General features: G+C 61.4%; 1 protein-coding gene. It reads right to left on the reverse strand.

The window, feature by feature from the left end:
* The coding region (locus SB771_RS37095; RefSeq protein ID WP_410722299.1) for a transposase at window positions 1-236 on the reverse strand (236 nt) is incomplete at both ends.

Raw genomic sequence — 236 nt, forward strand, 5'->3', positions numbered from 1 at the left:
GCCCCAAATCAGACAGCGCGCCGATACGGTGGCCGCAGGCGCGAACATAGCGAACGAGCGAAGCGCGGTGTGGGACTTGTGCATTTCATCCGTTGTGTAGACAACTCGTCGAATCTCCGGCGGAAACACGAAGAACGGTATGACGTGCTCCCATGCACGCTGCCACGACTGCACGATGGTCGGGTACTTCGCGCCCCAAGGGCCGTCAGCGAAGTCTTGCAGTGCCTGCCTTGCCG

It is taken from the genome of Burkholderia sp. SIMBA_051 (genome assembly GCF_046534915.1).
Lineage (GTDB): Bacteria > Pseudomonadota > Gammaproteobacteria > Burkholderiales > Burkholderiaceae > Burkholderia > Burkholderia ambifaria.